Origin of the sequence: Pseudoxanthomonas sacheonensis, from assembly GCF_031455975.1 — a bacterium.
Lineage (GTDB): Bacteria > Pseudomonadota > Gammaproteobacteria > Xanthomonadales > Xanthomonadaceae > Pseudoxanthomonas_A > Pseudoxanthomonas_A sacheonensis_A.
In genome coordinates this window covers 1,420,624-1,439,713 of sequence record NZ_JAVDTT010000001.1, presented here as the reverse complement: position 1 = coordinate 1,439,713, position 19,090 = coordinate 1,420,624, and the positions used below count along the sequence as shown (strand labels likewise).

Sequence of the window (19,090 nt, the reverse complement as noted above, 5' to 3'; positions counted from 1 at the left end):
ATTGGATTGCATTGACGTGGGAGCCAAAGACCGTGGGCCAAGGCCCACCCTACGGGGCCTAGGGGCGACGTCCTGCTTGGGTTTGAATGAATTGCTAGGTTGCTACCAGGTGGGCCATAACCGTGATAGCTCCGATCTGGACCGCCGCCACGATCAGGCTAACGGCAAATCCACGCCATAGGCTCGTGCCAAGGATAAGCGTAAGTAGGATGGTCCCAAGCGCCGTGGATATTGCCGCCGAAAGGATCGGGTTCGAGACGAAACTATCAAGAGCAAACGACAGTATTCCCAGGCAAACCGCTGCCAGGAATGCGGTGTTGAAGCCAGTGTTCTTGGCCTTGACGATGCGAGCGCCGAGCATGATGGGAAGAACGCCGAGCAAAACGACCGCAGCTATCACTATGACTAGAAACATGGGTTCCCCAGCAACCTAACGTCTGAATTGAGCCGAGCCGCAAAACGGCTTCGGCTTGGATGAATTGTTAGGCAGCAGGCAGTTAATGGACAAGATCTCCATCCTGCGGGGTGGCTGGATACGTGTGTATGACCACAACGACGCCGTCCAGAAGTGCCTGCTCGAAATAGGCCACGCCTTCCGGGGTTGCCTCCTCAAGGTCAGCACGAGTGAGCAGGTACGTCTCATCTACAGCCTGAAGCTGCCAACCAGCCTCAGCAATCTCACGCGTCGCAAGCGCTACCGCAGCGTGCTCAGACAACTCGGTCGTATAGACATTGATTGTTGCTCCGCCGTACTCGGCGAAAACCGGTGTACCTGGTTGTGGCAATGCGTCCACCGTGACAAGCCGAACTGTTTCCATGCCGCCTACGCCTGAATTAAGTCAACCCGCGAAGCGGGTTCGGCTTGAATGAATTGTTAGGCATCACTCTCGTCGAAGTGGCCACACAACTCAAGAAACTGGTGATGTCTGTTGCGACCAATGCCATCTCTCTGGTCAGCGGCAAGCTCGTGCTCCGCGGATCCTGGGAAGGCAAAGAATGGGCGGCTCTTTGCGTTTTGGAACTCAATCTCAAGAGCCTTGCCAGTAATCTCCGGAAAGCCGGGAATTGTATTGGCCAATGAGCCCACGGCCTTGATGCCTTGAGCCAGTTCGTTGCTGTAGTTGTCTAGGTAAAAGTCGTGAGTTGCCTTTGGCACCTCAGCCCATACTCCCCAGGCAAACTCGCCCTCTTGGTGAGTGAAGGGAATCCTGAGTAGGCCACGGATGAAGAAGCGACTCTCATCAAGGGAGCACAGATCCGTGTTTGAACGAGTCCGGCGATACTTGTCCAAATAGGACAGCTCAAAGACCTCGTCGGGGAGCATGAAGCCCCAGTCCGTTGGCAGTCCCTCGTGAGTCTTGCCGCAACTAGAGCAAACGTAGCTCTGATCTGTCATGTGATGCCTAACTACCTAATAAGGGGACCCTGGGTCCGGTTATGCAACTGCTCTTATCCCTGATCGGATGGCTGTAACTCTCTGATTCCGTTGCAGCTTATCGATCTTAGGTACGGCTAACAAGCTGATGTTTAACCCGACGCGCCAGAACAGCTCAACCATGACAAAAGGCATCTAAAGGGGACGGAGGCAATTAATACGACTTGATTGCCTCCGTTCCTTTTAGTCGCTGTTCAAAGATCGAATCAGGCGCCGGATCACGCGCGCGCGGAGCGCTTCAGCTCCGAGAGCTGACGGCCGGCGATGATCGCCACGCACAAGCCGACCAGCACGCTGGTCCACGTCGCGCCGGCATTGCTCCAGAACGCCAGCACCCAGGGCGCGATCAACAGCCACACACCAAACCAGAGACTGGTCTTCTGCGCGCCAGGCGAAGGTTTGACGATGGCGGCGCCTGCGGCGCAGGCAATGACGCCGCCGCAGATCACCGCGTTCCAGAGAATCGCAGTGCTGCCGCCCAGCGCGAGCCAGGGTGAAGCGATCAGAAAAAGGCCCAGCGCCAGGTTGGTCCAATCGAGCCAAGGATTCGTTGCAGCGGAAGTGTTCTTGGAAGTGTTCACGTTCATCGGTGTTCTCCAGGAAATCGGACGGGGGATACGACGCGCTGGACGGGGCACCTGAAGCCACCCCCGTCGCAGGTTCGCGACGTGGCGCCACACTAGCTACCCGAACTTGCCGCCGGAAGATCTCATCCGGTCCCACGATGTTGTGTGCGCGGGAACAATTACCGCGTCTTGTATCCGTCCCACTTCTCCCGTCGATGCCATACAAAAAACGCCCCGGGGAAACCGGGGCGTTTTCGTTTGCAGTGCGCGGTGGAATCAACCGGTCTTCAGCGTAAGCCCATAGGCCGTCAGGATCGGGTTGACCGGCTGGAAGTAGCTGCGGGTGCGGTTGTTCGGGAGCTTGCCCTTGCAGCTGCCGCTTCCTCCCGAAAGCACGCCCTGCGCCTGGCCGGGACCGGTGATGAACGAGCCGCCGGAGTCGCCGCCTTCGGAGCAGGCCGTGGTGCGGTTGACGTGCGTGATGGTTTCGCCGGTGCTGTAGTTGACGCTCACGTCCACCTGGTCGATGGTCCCGCACTTCCAGCCCGAGGTGCGGCCGGAGCGGCAGATCGCCGTACCGACGCCGCCGGCGGTGCTGCCCTTGACGACGACATCGGCGGTGGTCCAGCCGTAGACGCTCGCCACCTGCGTATTGGCGCCGGAAATCGTGACGTAGGCGTAGTCGGGGCCGGACTGGCCGGAGCCCGGGAAGCTGGAGCCGGAGAACGCGCCGACCTGCGGACCGAGTGTCCACTGCGGGCCGGTTCCGGCAGAGCCCTCCAGATAAACCGACTCGCCCGCATCGCCGCAGTGCCCCGCGGTCACGTAGACCGGCGTGCTGCCCTTGAGGGCGTTGAAACCGATCGAGCAGGCATACAAGTAGCCGTCGCCTGGATTGCGCAGGTAGCCATGGCCGCCCTTCAGCGCGGCGCGCTTGCTGGCCTGCTCCTCCTCCTCGACGAAGCGCACATAGTCGGCATTGGCGCCGCTATTGGCGACGAAATCGATGCCAGCGTTCTGCTTGCCCTTGCCGATGCCAACCACCAGGGTGTTGCTCGGCAGGTCGACATACCAGCTGTAGACGCCGTTCGGCACCTTGCCACCGCGCTCGACCATCGTGTCGAGCTGGGCCTTGGAGGCGGCGAGATCGGCGAAGGTGTGGCGCGCGGTGCGGAATTCGATGTCGGCGGGGCCCTTCTGCGGGAAGCTGGAGGTAGTCGCGACTACCAGCTTGAAGGTGCCATCGGCTTGGCGCTCGATCCAGCTGCCGGCGAACTTGCGGCCCTGCGCCGTGGCTAGCTGCTTGGACTGCAGCTCCGAGAGACGTTCGATCTTCAGGTACTGCGACAGCTGGGCCGACGTCAGGCCGAGGTCGCGCTGCATCGCCGCACGAAGGGTAGGAGGCATGTTGTCGGTGGGTCCGACCGCTGAAGCAGCCATGGCGAAAACGAGCGGAAGCGGGGACAGCACGAACAGGCCGCGTTTGGCCCAGGAAGCGAACTTGCGCATCTGCAGATCTCCAGTCGGGTGGATTCAGGGTGCAGGACCTGTCGCCCGCCGACAGAGGGGGTGGCAGCTCGCGAAGTGGGCCTGTTCGGCGGATGCTTGCATAGATGGGAAGGAGGGTTGTTAAAGGTTTTTTCACGGCCCGTCAATGCGATTCGCGTGTCCGTTAAACGACAGGAAACAGACGCCTGCTAATCGGCTGATGACGCTGGCCGCCGATTGAGCGAGCCCGATCCGATTGATCGGATTCACCGGTACACGTCCGTAAAAGACCGGACCGCAAAGCAAAAAAGCCGCGAACGGACGATTGCTGGAATTTGATTCGACTAAGCGGCGAAAATTCCTCCTGGTCGAAAAATCTTAGACCTTGTGGCGTAGACCTTGACCCACCATTGCCATGGATCGGATTGCATTGAGGTAGGAACCAAAGACGGTGTGCCAAGGCCCACCCTACGGGGCTTGAGCCTGCCCTATGATCCAGGGTTGAGATAGGGTGGGCTCAAGCCCGCCGTATGAAGGGGGCGACAAAGCGATGCCCATCACCTTCCGTGGGGACGGAATGAACCGATCGAAGAACGTAAGCAACCGCCGCGATGATGCATTGACGCGGGTAGGGTGGGATCGGCTGGAGACGATGCTGGCCGATTACTATCGGGCGCAGGGCTGGAGCGTCGACCATGTCGGCACCGGCGCCAGCCATGCCCGGTTCGATGGCGGCATCGATCTGAAGTTGCGCAAGGATGGCGAGTACGTCCTGGTGCAATGCAAACACTGGAACGCCAAACAGGTCACCCACAACGCCGTGCACGAGCTACTCGGCATCAAGGTCAACGAGAACGCCACCGGCGCCGTCGTCATCACCAGCGGCGAGTTCACCCAGGCCGCCCGCGAAGCCGCCACGCGCCAAGACCATGTCCACCTCATCGACGGCGACGCTCTGCGTGCCATGCTCGGCCCGCAGCTCGACGCCCTCGCATCCGCCGAGCCACCGCCGTTGCCAGCAGCGCCGGCCTACCGCCGAAAGCACAAGGAGATGTCGGTTCGCCGACGCTCCTCACTGCTGTTCGCTGCGCTGATGTTCGCAGGGCTAGTCTGCTATGGCCTGTTCCGTCTTCTCACCTGGCCCATGAACCACACTATCGAGGTGGATCTGCCTCAAAGGAGCGGCTCGCGCGCCCAACAGGCCCCCGCGCCATACGCCACTCCCGTGCAACCCGCATCGGAAACCCAGGCCAAAGCACCGCCGCGTATCGAGCCGGCCATGACCGATGCCGAACTGGAAGAGTGGAAAAAGAAGAACGCGGAGTCCATGCGCATCCTGGAAGAGAACGAAAGGGCAGAAGCGCAAGAGGCGAGCGAGTAGCCATGTCGCCCGACAATCCCTACAGCGCTCCAGAAGCTTCCGTTGAAATACCTGTGGCGCCTCCGGGGCCGGCGCGCTTGTGGCGCATACCGCTGTGGGGGACAGTCATATTCGTCTTCGTTGTGCTGATCCAGGCCGTCGGCCGCTCCTTGCTGATGAACGGGTCGCCAGATCCTAGTGTTGAAATTCCATTGGTTCTGAAGATATTGGCGCTCAATTTGGCGGCCTCCGGAGCTGCTTTCATCCTCTATATCGTTTTCCTGCACGGGACGGAACGTCGCCCCTTCTTGCAAATTCTGGGCGTCTTCCTGTTTTTACAGCTCATGACTATTCCACTCGCCATGTTCATGGGTAGCCCATTGAAAGGTCTGATGTCGGTCTGGACTTTGGCATGGAACCTGGCCGTTTGTCTGGCGGCCTATGCAGCTTGGTCCCTCTATCCCCGCAAATCCCGCAAGATCGCTAGCGACTAAAGATCGCCAGCGGCGGAAGAAACACGAATGACTACTGAAGACCCATACAGCGCTCCGCTAGCTGCAGTTGAAGACCGGGCCGCTCCCCAGCGCTCACCGCGGTGGTGGCGTGTGATTGCATGGGGCGTGCTTGTATTTGTCGTGGGGTCGGCGATTCACTTCATCGGGGGATTGACCATGGGCAACTGGGAAATCTACGGAGACACCATTGAAGAAGCCATCGTCAATGCGCGCTGGACGAGGAGGATCGTGGCCTCCGCAGTGGTCTTCGTCCTATACCTGGTCTTTCTGCACGGCACCCCGCGTCGCCATTTCCTGCAGCTGATGGGCGTTTTCGTCGTCGCGCAGGTGGTGGACCTTCCGTTGACCTTCGCCATGACCGGCTCGCTCGAGGCCCTGGTGTCGTTCTCGACTCTGGGAAGAAACCTGCTGGTATGCCTGTTAGCTTATGCAGTCTGGTATTTGAACGGGCGAATCAAATGATGATGCCGACCGGTTCATGGTTCACCATAGCGAGCTATTGGGACTTCCATGATTTCCCGAGGTTCATCTTGGCTACCGATCAAGAGTCGAAATTCTGGATTCTGGACTGCGGCTTCGATGACGAGCTAGACGACTACTCGGCCAACTACGACGTATATTTTGTGGGGCGTGAGCTAGAACAAGCTCGCGCAGCTTGTGAGCTTCACGCCAAGGGTACTAAAGGATCGGCGGTGGGAGTGGTGCACAACACCCAGCTTGAATTCGATCCGACCAAGCGGCAGAAATTCCTCTTGGTCGATAAATGCTAGGACGAATCGCCTCCGTCTCCTCTTGTTCGTCACCCCGGCGCATGCCGGAAGCGCTTTTCAACAGCCGAATGGCTGGTCATCCCAGCTGATGCGCGCGTTGAGTTGGGTCCCGGCATGCGCCGGGATGACGACCCTCGGGGTGGGGTGATCAGCTGACTGGCGCTCACGGTCCAGGCGCACGCATGTCGATTCCGCCCTTCGCCGTTCGACGCCTGGAGAGAGCAGCGCGAAGGTCGCACGGCTCGCGTGCCCACAACAGGAGGCTAGACCATGCGATTTCTTTCCATGATCCGGGTGAACGAGAACACCAAGATGGTTCCCAGCGAACAGCTCATGGCCGACATGGGCAAGTTGATGCAGGAGATGACCCAGGCCGGCGTGCTGCTGGACACCGCCGGCCTGCGCCCCACTTCGGAAGGCACGCGCATCCGCCTCAGCGGCGGCAAACTCAGCGTGACCGACGGCCCGTTCACCGAAAGCAAGGAAGTGATCGGCGGCTATTGCCTGTTCCAGGCCAAGACCCGGGAAGAAGCGATCGAATGGGGCAAGCGCTTCCTGAAGATGCACGGCGACGGCTGGGACATCGAATGCGAGGTGAGGCAAGTGGATGAGGAAGCGTGCCAGCCGGGGTAGGGCAGACGGCACGGCGATGCCCAGCATCGTAGGAGCGGCGTAAGTCGCGAACCCTCTACGTTTGACGAAAAGACTTCGCGACTTACGTCGCTCCTACGGCGTTGACGGTACGGCGCTGTTGGTGCAGTGCCGCATTCAAAAACGATATAGCTCGCGCCGAACAATTCATTGGATATGGCGCGACGCGCCTGCTTATGCTCGCGTCGAAGTTGCTCCATGACAGTTCGCGACACAACGACAGCAGTCCGCAACACGAAGCCCTGGAACGCCGCGTGATGGCGTAGTGGAACCGGAGGGAATGCCGGAACCGGATCTCCGGGGCAGCAGCAAGCAAGCGCCTGAGATAGCTACTCCTTGCGACGGGACGTGGGCTCAATCGACACGCCCCCTGCATTTCATTAGCCACATTGTGTTGGTCCAAACCAGGAGGGTTTATGTCTAATCGCACACCTTTCGCTGCGACATGGCAGAAGTCGCGGGCGCTTTTCGCGTCGCGGACTTCATCCATTCGCTCGATCCGATCCAGATTGATCAAACAATTGTCGATGTTTAGCGTGATGGCGTTCCTGCTTGCAGGACCTGCCTTCGCCCAGCTTCCACCGGCCCAGCAAGTCGCGGACCAGATCCGGATCGGCTGGAATGTGGGCAACACCATGGAAGCCATCTGCAGCGAGACGGCCTGGGGCAATCCCGCCATCACCCAGCAGCTCATCACTTCGGTGAAAGCCGCTGGCTTCAACGCCATCCGCATTCCGGCGGCTTGGGACTGTCACGCTAACCAGGCGACGCAGACCATCGACGCCGCGTGGATGGCGCGCGTCAAACAGGTGGTGGACTACGCGTACAACCAGGACATGTACGTGGTTTTGAACATCCATTGGGATGGCGGCTGGCTGGAGGAGCATCCTCTCTACTCGTACCAGGTCGCCAATAACCAGAAACAGCGCAACTATTGGACCCAGATCGCCAATACGTTCCGCAACTACGACCAGCGCGTGCTGTTCGCCGGCACCAACGAAGTCCACGCCAATTACGACACGCCGACCACCGAGAACAACACCGTTCAACAGTCGTACAACCAGACCTTCGTCGATGCCGTGCGCGCGACCGGCGGCAACAATGCCTCGCGCACGCTCATCGTGCAGACTTACAACACCAACATGCAGCACGGCATCAACTTTTTGAACATGCCGTCCGACTCGATCGCCAACCGGCTCATGGTCGAGGTCCATTTCTACGATCCGTACAACTACACGCTGGATCCGGCCGGGAGCTGTTTGTATTGGGGCTCGCCGTATCCGCCGCAGAGCGCCTGCTCCTGGGCCCAGGAGAGCTATGTCGACAGTCTCTTCGCCCAGGTGCGCTCCAAGTGGGTGAACAACGGCATTCCGGTCATCATCGGCGAATACGGCGTCGCGTTTCGCTCGGGCATGAGCCGGCCGTCGCGCGAGTATTACTTGGAATACATCAACCGCGCGGCCCGCGTGAATGGCTTGAAGACCTTCTACTGGGACAACGGCGTGGCCGAGTTCGCCTTGTTCAACCGCTCCAATGGCGCGGTCGTCGACTGGGGCGCGATCGACGCGATCAAGCGAGGCGCCGATCCCGGCCAGATCATCGCGAACGGTACGTATAAGGTGATCGCCCGACACAGCAGCAAGGCGCTGGACGTGAGCGGCGGCAATACCGCCGAAGGCGCCAACGTCGTGCAGTGGACCTATGGCGGCGGCAACAACCAACGCTGGACGTTCACTCACCTGGGAAACAACGTCTACCGGATCACTGGCGTTCAAAGCGGAAAGGCTTTGGAGGTAGCGAGTACCTCGACCGCGAATGGGACCAACGTGGACATCCGCACCTATACCGGCGCCAATAATCAGCGCTGGATAATCTCGGCGACGAGCGGGGGCTTCTATCGGCTGACGCCCGTCAGCAGCACCGGCTCCGCGCTGGATGTCGCGGGCGTCTCTTCGGCCAATGGTGCCAACGTGCATCAGTGGGCTTGGACGGGTGGAAACAATCAACAGTGGGCGATCCAGGCCCCCTGACCGCCCTGGCGAACGCCGGGTTCGTGAATGAGTGTGGCGGTCACGGCTAGCGCCGTGACCGCCTTTTTTGTTGGCTATCGAAGTTCGCCCAGCTAGCGTAGGGCGGGCGCTCGGTCCGCAGGTGAGGTCAGGCCGCCGCGGTGTGAGGTGCCTGCGCTTGCCGCGGTCGCCAGCCAAGCAGGCGGGCGGGTAGGAACAGCAGCGCCTGCAGGAACGCGAACAGGGCGGTGAAGGTGATGCCTACCAATCGGAACGGCAGGGCGAGCAGCCAGAAGAGCGGCCAGAGCACCAGGACCAGCAGGGCGAGCGGCCAGCACAGGACGAAGAGAATGCACCAGGCAACCACGGCAATCAGTGTCTTCAACTCAGAGCTCCTAAACGCTTCAGGGACGCTGCCAAGGTGGCAGCGGAGAGCAGGTTGCGACCCTCGGAGGTGGGTCCGCAACTGGCGTACGACAAAACGCCACAACCGCCGACCAAGCCGGAAATAGGGCGACGAAAACCCCTCCGCGTCGCTGTGAAGGTTCTGCCCGCTGGCCGCTTCCGCCGCCGCGTCGCGTTGAGCCACGTGCGACCAGCCGGACAGGGGCGACGGGTCACGCCATGCGGGCTTCCGCATGGCCCGTCCACTGTGGAGGTCTCCATGAATCGTCTATACGCAAGCCTGTTGTGCCTGTTGCTGGCCGTCGCCGCCGCTCCGGCCATCGCCCAGGAAAGACCTTATGCCGATGGTCCCGTCGTCGTCGTCAGCGCCATCAAGATCCTGGACGGCCAGTTCGAGAACTACATGGCCTACTTGAGCAAGACCTGGCGGCCGGTCCAGCAGGCGTCCAAGGAAGCGGGCCTCGTCACCGAGTACCACGTCTACAGCGCGACGGCGCACAACCCGAACGAAGCCGACCTGTACCTGGTCGTGAACTATCCGAACATGGCCGCGCTCGACGGGATCGACGAGAAGATGGATCCGATCATGGCCAAGGTCACCAAGTTGAACTACAAGCAGGCCGATGAAGCCTCCGGCAAGCGCACCGTGATGCGCACGCTGCTGGGCCAGGAACTGTTGCGCGAACTGGTACTCAAGTAAGCCCCGAGGTGCGTTCGCAAGGCGGAACCCGCGACCCGGGTTCCGTCCTGGAGGTCCCCTATACTGGCCGTCCTTGCACACACCTCAGGATCTTCCATGCTCGGCACCACCCTGACGCTGGCCGCCATTGCCGTGGCCGCCCTTATCGGCATCTCCCTGTTCTTCTGGACCATCGCCCTGCGCCGCGTGGTTCCCGTCAACGAAGTCCACATCGTCCAGACCCGCAAGAACACCGTCTCCTACGGCAAGGGCTTCGCCAGCAACACCTACTACGAATGGCCCTCGCGGATTCCGATGATCGGCCTGGTGCGGGTGACGCTGCCGGTGTCCAACTTCTCCATCGACCTGCCGGACTACGCTGCCTACGACAAAGAGCGGGTGCCGTTCCTGGTGCATGTCATGGCCTTCTTCCGCATCAGCGATTCCAACACCGCGGCCCAGCGCGTGGCCTCGTTCGAGGAACTGAAGGAACAGCTGACCGCCATTGTGCAGGGCTCCGTGCGCACCGTGCTGGCCGCGCATGAAATAGACCAGATCATGCTGGACCGCAGCCGCTTCGGCGAAGCCTTCACCAAGGAAGTGACGCCGCAGCTGGGCGGGTGGGGCGTGGAAGCGATCAAGAACATCGAGCTGATGGACATCCGCGACTCCAAGGAAAGCGAAGTGATTCAGAACATCATGGCCAAGCGCACTTCGGGCATCGAGCGCGAATCGCGGCTGGTGGTGGCGGACAACACACGCCAGGCCGAAATGGCCGAGATCGCGGCCAAGCGCGAGATCGAGATGTCGCGCCAGCAGGCCTCCGAACAGGTGGGCCTGCGCACCGCCGAGAAGGAGAAGAACGTCGGCGTGGCCAATGAGCAGTCTTCGCAGCAGGTGAAGGTGCAGCAGCGCGAAACCGCGGCCAAGGAAATGGACGTGGTGCAGGTGAAGAACGTGCGCGGCGCCGAGATCAACCGCGAAGTGGCGGTGATCACCGCCGCCCAGGCCAAGGAGGTGGCGATCGTACAGGCCGATGCGGCCAAGCAGGTGGCCATCGTCTCGGCCGAGGGCAGCAAGCAGCAGACCGTGCTGACCGCCGAAGGCAAGCTGGAAGCGGCCAAGCGCAACGCCGAGGGCATCGCGGTGGAAGGCAGCGCGAAGGGCTCGGCGGAAACCGCGATCCTGATGGCGCCGGTGGACGCGCAGATCAAGCTGGCCGAGAAGATCGGCAGCGACCAGGGCTACCAGACCTATCTGCTGGGCATCCGCAACATCGAAGCCGCGCAGGCGGTGGGCACGGCCCAGGCCGAAGCGCTGAAGTCGGCCGACGTGAAGGTGATCTCCAATGCCGGTACTCCGAGCAAAGGGTTGTCCAGCGTGATGGATCTGTTTTCCGCCGACGGCGGCACCGCGATCGCCAGCATGCTGGAAGGCCTGGCGCAGTCGCCGGAGGGCAAGAAACTGCTGCAGAAGTTCGCCGACAAAAAACCGGAGTAGGCCCCGATCCGCGTAGGAGCGTCGTAGGAGCGCTGTAGGAGCGACGTAAGTCGCGAATGAAAAATGTCGGGCCACTTGAATCGGTCCGGTTCGATCCATTCGCGACTTACGTCGCTCCTACGGCATTGTCGGCGCCGATGTTGTTCACGGCGAGAATCGGGCGCGTCTGGCTTTGATCCAGCGTGGGCGGATCCACTTCCACAGAATCGCTGTCGATTTGCGGTGCCCAGGATCGTCGTAGAGACGTGACCCCAGTCGAGGAACCCCGCATGTCCCTGCCCAAGCCCATCACCCCGCACCTGTGGTTCGACACCCAGGCCAAAGAGGCCGCAGAGTTCTATTGCTCGGTGTTTCCGGATTCCAGCATCCAATCCGTCGTGCAGATCCGCGACACCCCGTCGGGCGACTGCGATGTGGTGTCTTTCGAGCTGAATGGCCAACCCTTCATGTCCATCAGCGCCGGGCCGCATTTCAAGTTCAACCCCTCGGTGTCGTTCTTCGTCCACTTCGATCCCTCGCGGGAAGCGGACGCGGTCGCGCGCCTGGACCGCACCTGGGCCGCGCTCATCGACGGTGGGCAGGCGTTGATGCCGCTGGACGCGTATCCCTTCAGCCCGCGCTACGGATGGGTACAGGACCGCTACGGCCTGTCCTGGCAGCTGTTCCAGACCGATCCCTCCGCCGAGCCGCGACCGGCGATCGTGCCGGCGCTGATGTTCACCGGCGAGGTCTGCGGCAAGGCCGAAGAGGCGGGCGAGTTCTACCGCTCGGTGTTCGAGGACTCGCAGACCGGACAACTCGTGCGTTATGCCGAAGGTGCGGCGCCGAACCAGGCCGGCATGGTCATGTTTTCGGATTTCCGGCTGGGCGAAGCCTGGTTCATCGCCATGGACAGCGCGTATCCGCACGGCTTCGCTTTCAACGAAGCCATCTCTTTCATGATCCATTGCCGCGACCAGGCCGAGCTGGACCGCCATTGGGCGCAACTGTCCAGCGTGCCGGAGGCCGAACAATGCGGCTGGTGCAAAGACCGCTACGGTCTGTCCTGGCAGATCGCACCAGCGGTGATAGAGGAATTCATGACGTCGGGCGACCGCGAGACCATCGACAGGGTGATGCGCGCCGCCCTGAAGATGAAGAAGGTGGACGTCGCGAAGATAGAAGCGGCGGGGCGGGGCAGATAACGGACCGCGCCGAAGATATCGCCGCAGGCCGGGTCGATCCGTTCGACCCGGCCCCGTTGCGATCACCAGGTATTGGAAACGCCGTGGTCGTCCACCGGCGTGGTGGTACCGGTGTAGGCGTTCAAGGTAGCGTCGTTGGCGTAGGTATCGGTGTTGAAGTAGATGCCGGTGCCGTCGTAGTAGAGCTTGTTGTAGCCGATCCGGTTCTTCTGCACCAACGCACCTCCCTTGCCGCCCAGTCCGGCGGCGATGCCGGTGGTCTGCTTGAAGATGCTGTTGCCTTCGATCAGGTTGTCGCGCACATCGGCCGAGGCGTAAGGGCCGGTGGGGCAGCCGCCGGTGAACTGCGGAATCATCGCGATCCCGGCATAGCCGTACTCGAATTTGTTGCTCTTGATCGTGTTGTCGCGGCTGCCGCGCAGCACCAGGCCGGTGTTTTCGATCTTCAACAACTGGTTGCCGCGGACCTGGTTCTTGCCGCTGCCGTCCAGAAGATGGATTCCGTAGTCGCGGATGCCCTGCAGTGTGTTGTTCTTGAGCAGGTTGTCGGAGTTGGCGTGGCCGCAGATGAAGATGCCACCGACGCTTTCCAACACCAGGTTGTCGGCGATGGTGTGCGCGCCGAGCACCGACCGGCTGGCGCCGGGGTAGGCGAAGATGTACACGCCCCAACCGTTGATGTTGCGGAAATCGTTGCCTTGCAGAAAGGTGCCCAGCGTGTCGCTGGCGATGATGCCGGCGCTGGTGTTGTCGAAGTCCACGCCTTGCACGGTGAGATAGTCGGCGCGGGTTGCGTTCACGCCGGTCCAGAAACCGGTGATGCGGCCCGGGCCCAGGATGCGCACGTTGCTGGCGGTGAAGACGGAAACGCCTTCCAGACCGATGCCGCCGCTGATGGTGTGGCCATTGAGGCGCAGGGTAACGCCGCCGACGGGCATGTAGAGCGCGTTCCAACCCGTGGTGCAATGCAGATCGGCGGTAAGGGTAGTGTCGCTGCTGAGGGTGTCGCCGCAGGCCAGGGCGTGGGCGTTGGGATGCCAAGCGAGAAGGGCGGCCAGGGCCAGGGTGATGAATGCTTTCATTGCTGCTCCTTTAGGCAACGGCGGGGGCCGCTGTCTTTCCTTCAACGCAGGACGCGGGGGAAAGGTGCCATGGGGCAAGACGGATCGGTCCCCGTCGCCAGAGCAAGCGAAGCGCATCGCATCGCGGCTCCTTCCGGAGCTTGATGTGCCTGGCCTTGGACTTGAAGGCTACGCCGACTGACGGTTCCTATTTCTATTTCGCGCGCGGACCTGTTCCTTCACCAGACCCTCGATCCTAAGCCTGACCTCGTGCCTGCGCTTTTCGGTCGGCAGGCCACGCTGCACCGAGTCGGCCTCTCCGCTAAGCCATTGCCGGAACTCGCGCCCGCTGCATTCTCTGCGCATGCGGGGCAAGTGCGTCTCCAATTCCGTCAACACTTGCTCGACCCAGGCGGTCGAATAAGCGGGCGAATTGCGGTCGCTGAAGTCTCGTCCAAGAATCTTCATGCGCGCATACTGCACGCCACGGCGTTAAGTTACGGCACTGTTCGGCGTGAAAGCTCTGCACATCGGGTGAACAAAAACGCTTTACGGAGTGGGGCCTGAGCCCATGCGTCGCCATGCGGCGCTCACGATCAGCGTCGCGTCTTTCCATTTCAGCTGTTCGCCTGTGGGCAGTTCGCGATAGAGAATCTCGAGTTTCGGCAATAGTTCGACCAGCCTCTCTCTGTGGTGGAGCAGAAAGGAGTCGTACCCGAACTTGAACGTGGGTATGTAGGTCTTGAAAGGAATATGGCTGCTGTAGAAGCTGCGGTGGGGATAGCAGCTTTCCCAGTAGGCGAGCTCGGCGACGATGTCCAGCAATACATTCGGCGCCAAGCGCTGTATGCGTTCAGCGGAAAACATGGGATACGACCTGTGGCCTGGGCCACGCGCGCCGCTCTAACCGTCAGCGGCTAGGTCCGTTGTACTCCTAATCGGAGCTCGCGACCGATTGCGCGAAAGTAAGCGACCAAAGGTAAGCGCTCCCCAGCCGTCCTGTTCACAGGCGTTCGGCGACGCCGGATTGCCGCAGCATCCTGTTCAGCTGGTTGCGAACGTAACGGCCGTCTTCGCGGCTGACGGCGCCATCTTCGATCACCTCCGCTTCGTCGGCGAACGCCGGCCAGAAGTCGTCCTCGTCCTCGGCGTCGGCCAGCATGCTGGGCAGGTCGGCCCGGAGCTTCTGCAGCCGCGCGTCTATCTCGTTTCTATCCATTATCGTCTCCAGCGACGGGAGACGGCAGAATCGAACGCCGCTGTCTCCTGGGTTGCGACAAGAACCCGGGGTTGATGCAATAGGTCTACACTGCTTCGCATGAACATGGAACTGGTTTGATGGCGCACGCACCGCCGCCGCTGGAAGTCGCACGTGGCTTGCTCGAGTACAGCCTGCAAGCCCTGGCGAAAGTGGCTCCCGCGATGATGGCGGATACGCCGGAGTGCGATCGATTGCAGGCGTACGCGGCGACGGCCGATATTCTTTGGGCGCAGGCTTGCGAAGCGGACAAGGTCTATGTACGCAGGCGCTTGCAGGATATCTATCGCGATGCCCACGATACTTCCGGGTATTACGAGCCCGGCCCGTAGTCGCGCTGTCGTCGAATAAGCGCGTAAGGCGCGATACGTTGCGCCAACGGTAACGCGATCGGCTTCACACTACGAAGATCGGAAATCCATTCTTTACGGTCCGCTTACTTGAATTTCACGACCCCGCTTCCGGACTCCGTGTTCGAATCGATGCGTTCGAATCGATATAGGGAGAGGAAAATGAAAAGAAGATATTCCATCGCCATTGCTTTGGCGTTTCTGCTACCCATCGGCTCGGCTATGGCCGCCACGGTATATGTCAGCGGCAGCGGTCAGAGTTACGACCCCGGCATAGCGCTGGAAAATGCCCGCGCCGATGCCGTCGCCAAATGCGCGGCGCAAGACGGCACTCCCATACAGGAGGTGTACAACCATCTGACCCGTGCCAATCTCTGGATCGCTTCTTCGATCTGGACCTGCGAAGTGCCCTGACTGGCACAAAACGGGCTTGAACCCGCTCCGGTCTATGCGGATGCGATAAATGATGGCGTGTGCTGCGACCTCCGGCGTCGTCGCGCCTGCACTCAACCGCGCCTTCGCTCAACCGTGCCTTCACTCAGCATCTCTTCTGGAAGGTCGGCGGAGGCTGGGGTAATCCGGCGCGCGAAAGCGCGGCCAGCAAGCGCGCGTGAAGCCGGCTTCTTTCCTTGATGTCCGCCGAATTCCTCGCCACCGACTGGACCTCGCCGCAGAACCAGCGCCAGAAATCATCTTCCGACGAGGAACGCATCCACATGCTGGGGATGTGGCCGGCGATCTCGTTGGTCATCGCGCCCAGGTCGTGCCGCTGCCGACGCGGGGTTCTTCGCTTGGAATGGTCGCGGGCCATGGCTTTCATGACTCTATCTTGCGGCAGGCGCCGTTAGACGGAGATACGCGAGCCGGCAATCGACGGATGCGCGGGCTTAACACTCCGTTTCCCATCGGTTCACGCTTGCGGATTCATTTACCTGACTCACGACCGTGGACGCGAGACGAAGTCTTGGGCGTAGGGAGCGAGCGTGGCGGCGTTCTCGATCCCCGTGGCATCTGTGGGGCCAAGCCGGGCCTCGATGCTAAAGTGCGTCGCCTTTCCCTGACGCCACGACCAAGCGAGCGACCCGATGACGACCGACGCCTTCTATCCCATCGGCACGCCCGGCCAACCCTGGGGTCCCGCCGAAGTAGCGGATTGGCGATCGCGACAGGTCCGCCGGCGCAGCTACGATGTGGACGTGCTGCGCGTGGTGGAGGACCTGCGCTCGCGCTTCGACGTAGTGGAGTACGGCCGCCTGGACTACGGTGCCGAGGTCTATCCGCTGTTCGCCATCGAGAGCAGAGACTGGAAGGACGAACTTCCCTGCGCGCTGGTGACCGGCGGCGTGCATGGTTATGAAACCAGCGGCGTGCATGGCGCATTGCAGTTCGTCGATGCGCATGCGTCGCGCTATGCGGGCCGGGTCAACCTGATCGTGGTTCCCTGCGTCAGTCCGTGGGCCTACGAGCGCATCCATCGTTGGAACCCGGAGGCGGTGGACCCGAACCGTTCCTTCCGCGCCGATAGTCCGGCCCAGGAATCGGCCGCGCTGATGCGTCTGATCGCGCCGCTGCGCGAGCGCATCGGCCTGCATATCGATCTGCACGAGACCACCGATACCGACGAATCCGAGTTCCGCCCAGCGCTGGCCGCTCGCGACGGCAAGGCTTACGTTGCGGGTGAAATCCCCGATGGTTTTTATTTGGTCGACGATAGCGAGAACCCGCAACCCGAGTTCCAGCAAGCGGTGATCGCGGCGGTGGCCAAGGTCACCCACATCGCTCCGGCCGATAGCGACGGCCAGATCATCGGTTCGCCGGTGGTCGCGCCGGGCGTCATCAACTACGCGTTCAAGCGGCTGGGCCTGTGCGCGGGCGTCACCAACGCCCGCTACACCACCACCACCGAGGTCTATCCCGACAGCCCCCGCGCCACCCCCGAGCAATGCAATGCCGCGCAAGTGGCGGCGGTGTGCGCGGCGCTCGATTTCATGCTGGCGCACGCCTGATTCGCAAAGGGGGCGTGAGGTGGGGGTAGCCCCGCGTTGACATTCTCCATTTATCTGACTAAAGTCAGATAAATGGACGAAAGCCAAATCCAGCAAGTCCGCAGCTTCAACCGGGCCGTTACCCAGCGGATCGGAGTGCTGTCGGACGACTACCTCAGTCGCGGCCGTCCGCTGGGCGAATCGCGGCTATTGTTCGAGATCGGCAGGAGCGGCGCGGACTTGCGCGATTTGCGCGCACGGCTGTCCTTGGACTCGGGATATCTCAGCCGGATGCTGCGTTCGCTGGAGGCGCAGGGTCTGGTGGGTTCGCAGCGCGCCGCCGAGGATGGCCGGGTGCGCCGGGCGGTGCTGACGCGGAAGGGGTTGCGGGAATTCGACGCGCTCGATCGCCATTCGCAGGATTTCGCGACTTCGTTGCTGGCTTCGCTAGGCGCGACGCAGCGCGAGCGCATGATCGCGGCGATGGCGGAGGTGGAGCGGCTGATGCGCGCGTCGGCAGTGATTATCGAACCGGCCGATCCCGCCAGCGCGGACGCCCGTGCATGCTTCGAGGCGTATTTCCGAGAACTGGAAGAACGCTTCGAGACGGGGTTCGATCCGGCGCGCACCGTGTCGGCCGATCCGGAAGAACTGGTGCCGCCGGCGGGGCTGTTCCTGCTCGCGCAACTGGATGGGCGTGCGGTCGGTTGCGGCGCGCTGAAGGTGAAGGGGCGCGGACTGGGCGAGATCAAGCGCATGTGGGTGGCGCCCGACGCGCGCGGTCTGGGCATCGCGCAGCGCCTGCTCGATGCGCTGGAAAAGCACGCTGTGCGGATGGGCTTGGATACGTTACAGCTGGACACCAATCGCGCCCTGAAGGAAGCCCATGCGCTGTATACCCGCAACGGCTACCGCGAAATTCCTCGCTACAACGACAATCCCTATGCGGACCATTGGTTCGAGAAGCGGGGGCTGAAGCGGGGTGTCGAATCGGACTAAGAGAAGTTGGTTTTCTCCAGCCGCCCGAAAATCCGTCGTCCAACTCCTACGCCTGCATGCTGCCAACGTCCGTCGTGGCGTCTCTCCAAGCCGCCCGCCGGCACCCCGCAGCGTAAATAGTTCACAGCTGAGGTAGACAGCCTTGGACGGCTCCAGGAGCCATAAGGAAGCGACCGGTTCGACTTGAGCTATGCTTCCAGCCCCGGGGAACGGAGCAGGTGGCAGGACGCACCATGCAAGAAGACAGCTCCAACAATCTTTCGCCAGAGCTGCTCTCGCAGCTGGCGCTGTGCGGGGATGCCAAGTGGTATGGCCGGAACGAGCTGCTGATCGAGGAAGGCGCCGTCTCCGACGCGCTCTATATTCTTATCGCCGGACAGCTCAAGGTCTTCACCCAGGACAGCAAAGGCCGTGAGCTGGTCTACAACATCCTGCAACCCGGGGAGTTCTTCGGAGAGCTTTTCCTCGACGGCGGGCTCAGATCGGCATCGGTGAAAGCAGTCGTCGATTCGCAATGCATCGTGGTCGATCACCTGGCTATCCGCGGCTTCATGAAGACCTATCCGGAGTTCGCGGAATGCCTGGTCTACAAACTGATAGCGCGGTTGCGCCATGCCACTCAGCTGAGCAAGAGCCTGGCGCTGCATGACGTTTACGAACGCACGGTCGACCTGCTGAATCAAGTGGCGTTGAACGAGGGAGATACCCGCGTGGTGCCGCTGACCCTGACCCAGCAGGAGATCGCCGATCGAGTGGGCGCCACCCGGGAGATGATCAACCACATTCTTCGCGACCTGATACGCGGAGGATTCCTGGCGAGAGACGAACAGAAACGGCTGGTTTTCTCCAAGATGCTGCCGAAGCGCTGGTAGGTC

Annotated in this window: 24 protein-coding genes; 14 read left to right on the top strand and 10 right to left on the bottom strand. The window is 61.6% G+C overall.

Annotated features, from left to right (window positions below; all coding sequences use genetic code 11):
• Positions 1–94: 94 nt before the first annotated feature.
• From J2W94_RS06480 to J2W94_RS06460, 5 genes are all read right to left on the bottom strand, one after another.
• Entirely contained in the window at positions 95–415 is a 321-nt protein-coding gene (locus J2W94_RS06480; protein WP_310091261.1) for a hypothetical protein, read from the bottom strand.
• Between the two features lie 82 nt (positions 416–497).
• Positions 498–818, bottom strand: coding sequence for a hypothetical protein (locus J2W94_RS06475; protein ID WP_310091259.1), 321 nt, complete (start codon positions 816–818; stop codon positions 498–500).
• A gap of 56 nt (positions 819–874) precedes the next feature.
• A complete protein-coding gene (locus tag J2W94_RS06470) occupies positions 875–1,396 on the bottom strand; it encodes a DUF2199 domain-containing protein (protein ID WP_310091256.1) in 522 nt (173 codons plus the stop codon).
• Positions 1,397–1,653: 257 nt separating this feature from the next.
• Positions 1,654–2,022 carry an SPW repeat protein gene (locus tag J2W94_RS06465; protein WP_310091254.1) on the bottom strand — a complete coding sequence of 123 codons (369 nt, stop codon included), beginning with the start codon at positions 2,020–2,022 and terminating at the stop codon, positions 1,654–1,656.
• A 255-nt stretch (positions 2,023–2,277) separates the two neighbouring features.
• Positions 2,278–3,510, bottom strand: a complete 1,233-nt coding sequence (locus J2W94_RS06460) for a S1 family peptidase (protein WP_310091252.1) — start codon at positions 3,508–3,510, stop codon at positions 2,278–2,280.
• A 556-nt stretch (positions 3,511–4,066) separates the two neighbouring features.
• On the opposite strand from J2W94_RS06460, the gene J2W94_RS06455 reads away from it, so the two are divergent.
• The 6 genes from J2W94_RS06455 (at position 4,067) to J2W94_RS06430 (ending at position 8,815) form a co-directional block, all read left to right on the top strand.
• The gene (locus J2W94_RS06455) at positions 4,067–4,870 is read left to right on the top strand and encodes a restriction endonuclease (RefSeq protein ID WP_310091251.1); all 804 of its coding nucleotides are present in this window, start codon (positions 4,067–4,069) and stop codon (positions 4,868–4,870) included.
• 2 nt (positions 4,871–4,872) lie between these two features.
• The gene (locus tag J2W94_RS06450; protein ID WP_310091249.1) at positions 4,873–5,343 is read left to right on the top strand and encodes a hypothetical protein; all 471 of its coding nucleotides are present in this window, start codon (positions 4,873–4,875) and stop codon (positions 5,341–5,343) included.
• A 27-nt stretch (positions 5,344–5,370) separates the two neighbouring features.
• Positions 5,371–5,826: a hypothetical protein gene (locus tag J2W94_RS06445; protein WP_310091247.1), complete on the top strand. Its 456-nt coding sequence runs from the start codon at positions 5,371–5,373 to the stop codon at positions 5,824–5,826.
• Entirely contained in the window at positions 5,823–6,134 is a 312-nt protein-coding gene (locus J2W94_RS06440; RefSeq protein ID WP_310091245.1) for a hypothetical protein, read from the top strand. The genes J2W94_RS06445 and J2W94_RS06440 overlap by 4 nt, the downstream gene beginning before the upstream one ends.
• A gap of 270 nt (positions 6,135–6,404) precedes the next feature.
• Positions 6,405–6,767 carry a YciI family protein gene (locus tag J2W94_RS06435; RefSeq protein WP_310091243.1) on the top strand — a complete coding sequence of 121 codons (363 nt, stop codon included), beginning with the start codon at positions 6,405–6,407 and terminating at the stop codon, positions 6,765–6,767.
• A 557-nt stretch (positions 6,768–7,324) separates the two neighbouring features.
• Positions 7,325–8,815, top strand: coding sequence for a cellulase family glycosylhydrolase (locus J2W94_RS06430; protein ID WP_310091241.1), 1,491 nt, complete (start codon positions 7,325–7,327; stop codon positions 8,813–8,815).
• Positions 8,816–8,942: 127 nt separating this feature from the next.
• Here J2W94_RS06430 and J2W94_RS06425 read toward each other — a convergent pair whose 3' ends face one another.
• Entirely contained in the window at positions 8,943–9,179 is a 237-nt protein-coding gene (locus tag J2W94_RS06425; protein WP_310091239.1) for a hypothetical protein, read from the bottom strand.
• Between the two features lie 279 nt (positions 9,180–9,458).
• Here J2W94_RS06425 and J2W94_RS06420 point away from each other — a divergent pair, with 279 nt between their 5' ends.
• From J2W94_RS06420 to J2W94_RS06410, 3 genes are all read left to right on the top strand, one after another.
• On the top strand, positions 9,459–9,899 hold the full coding sequence (locus J2W94_RS06420) for a hypothetical protein (protein WP_310091237.1): 441 nt from the start codon (positions 9,459–9,461) through the stop codon (positions 9,897–9,899).
• Between the two features lie 96 nt (positions 9,900–9,995).
• Entirely contained in the window at positions 9,996–11,378 is a 1,383-nt protein-coding gene (locus J2W94_RS06415; protein ID WP_310091235.1) for an SPFH domain-containing protein, read from the top strand.
• Between the two features lie 269 nt (positions 11,379–11,647).
• On the top strand, positions 11,648–12,562 hold the full coding sequence (locus J2W94_RS06410; RefSeq protein ID WP_310091232.1) for a VOC family protein: 915 nt from the start codon (positions 11,648–11,650) through the stop codon (positions 12,560–12,562).
• A gap of 62 nt (positions 12,563–12,624) precedes the next feature.
• Here J2W94_RS06410 and J2W94_RS06405 read toward each other — a convergent pair whose 3' ends face one another.
• The 3 genes from J2W94_RS06405 to J2W94_RS06395 all read right to left on the bottom strand — a co-directional run bounded on the left by J2W94_RS06405 (position 12,625) and on the right by J2W94_RS06395 (position 14,842).
• On the bottom strand, positions 12,625–13,644 hold the full coding sequence (locus J2W94_RS06405; RefSeq protein ID WP_310091231.1) for a right-handed parallel beta-helix repeat-containing protein: 1,020 nt from the start codon (positions 13,642–13,644) through the stop codon (positions 12,625–12,627).
• 528 nt (positions 13,645–14,172) lie between these two features.
• Entirely contained in the window at positions 14,173–14,490 is a 318-nt protein-coding gene (locus J2W94_RS06400; protein WP_310091229.1) for a hypothetical protein, read from the bottom strand.
• Between the two features lie 136 nt (positions 14,491–14,626).
• Positions 14,627–14,842: a hypothetical protein gene (locus tag J2W94_RS06395; RefSeq protein ID WP_310091227.1), complete on the bottom strand. Its 216-nt coding sequence runs from the start codon at positions 14,840–14,842 to the stop codon at positions 14,627–14,629.
• A gap of 119 nt (positions 14,843–14,961) precedes the next feature.
• Between J2W94_RS06395 and J2W94_RS06390 the strand changes: the two genes are divergently transcribed.
• Together J2W94_RS06390 and J2W94_RS06385 are read left to right on the top strand one after the other, a co-directional pair.
• Positions 14,962–15,213, top strand: coding sequence for a hypothetical protein (locus J2W94_RS06390; protein ID WP_310091225.1), 252 nt, complete (start codon positions 14,962–14,964; stop codon positions 15,211–15,213).
• A gap of 180 nt (positions 15,214–15,393) precedes the next feature.
• Positions 15,394–15,645, top strand: a complete 252-nt coding sequence (locus tag J2W94_RS06385; RefSeq protein ID WP_310091223.1) for a hypothetical protein — start codon at positions 15,394–15,396, stop codon at positions 15,643–15,645.
• A 124-nt stretch (positions 15,646–15,769) separates the two neighbouring features.
• On the opposite strand, the gene J2W94_RS06380 is transcribed toward J2W94_RS06385, so the two are convergent.
• Positions 15,770–16,051 carry a hypothetical protein gene (locus J2W94_RS06380; RefSeq protein WP_310091221.1) on the bottom strand — a complete coding sequence of 94 codons (282 nt, stop codon included), beginning with the start codon at positions 16,049–16,051 and terminating at the stop codon, positions 15,770–15,772.
• Between the two features lie 265 nt (positions 16,052–16,316).
• Between J2W94_RS06380 and J2W94_RS06375 the strand changes: the two genes are divergently transcribed.
• The 3 genes from J2W94_RS06375 (at position 16,317) to J2W94_RS06365 (ending at position 19,087) form a co-directional block, all read left to right on the top strand.
• Positions 16,317–17,237 (top strand): M14 family metallopeptidase, encoded by a 921-nt coding sequence (locus tag J2W94_RS06375; protein WP_310091218.1) that lies wholly within the window; start codon positions 16,317–16,319, stop codon positions 17,235–17,237.
• A gap of 72 nt (positions 17,238–17,309) precedes the next feature.
• On the top strand, positions 17,310–18,215 hold the full coding sequence (locus J2W94_RS06370) for a bifunctional helix-turn-helix transcriptional regulator/GNAT family N-acetyltransferase (protein WP_310091215.1): 906 nt from the start codon (positions 17,310–17,312) through the stop codon (positions 18,213–18,215).
• A 233-nt stretch (positions 18,216–18,448) separates the two neighbouring features.
• Positions 18,449–19,087 (top strand): Crp/Fnr family transcriptional regulator, encoded by a 639-nt coding sequence (locus J2W94_RS06365; RefSeq protein ID WP_310091213.1) that lies wholly within the window; start codon positions 18,449–18,451, stop codon positions 19,085–19,087.
• Positions 19,088–19,090: the final 3 nt, after the last annotated feature.